The organism is Ralstonia sp. VS2407, assembly GCF_052950655.1.
This window is the reverse complement of sequence record NZ_JBRFVG010000186.1, coordinates 1-494: the sequence shown is the minus strand read 5'-3', so window position 1 is coordinate 494 and position 494 is coordinate 1. Positions and strand designations below refer to the sequence as shown.

General features: G+C 43.5%; 1 protein-coding gene. It reads right to left on the bottom strand.

The annotated features are described in order from the left end of the window. Positions 1–351: PTS sugar transporter subunit IIC (locus ACU8YE_RS24535; RefSeq protein ID WP_446929997.1), on the bottom strand; the 351-nt coding region annotated here is incomplete at its 3' end. Positions 352–494: the final 143 nt, after the last annotated feature.

Here is a 494-nt window from a genome sequence, read left to right as displayed (position 1 = left end):
CAAAATTGGTTGCAAAGTAGTAAAGGTATTAATTAAGTCACCGATAGCGGCAGTAATCTTGGTTACGTAAGGATATAAATAATAGCCGATTAGACCAGCGCCGATACCAACAACGATTGGTGTTGCAACAATTGCCACGGACCCAAATTTTTCGCCGATCAACAAGATCATGCCGACAGCGATTGATGCAGTAATCATGGTATTGATGATGTCTCCGGTACCAGCACCGATATAAGTAGCTGTGTCAGGATTGAATTTCACAACACCGGAGCCAACGAAAGCTGCACCGGCAACTACTAACATTTGCATTGGTTTGAAGCCAAACTGCACCGCAATCAAAGCGCCAACAATAGTGGAGTAGCTAGTTGGAAAATAACTGCCATTTGTGTGATCGTTACTGCTAAGGTATTTTCACCAAATAATTTCAAAATTGCTGCCAATACCGCGTTAGGAATCAACCCTACGATGATCCCCGTTGCGGTACCCGCTAATAC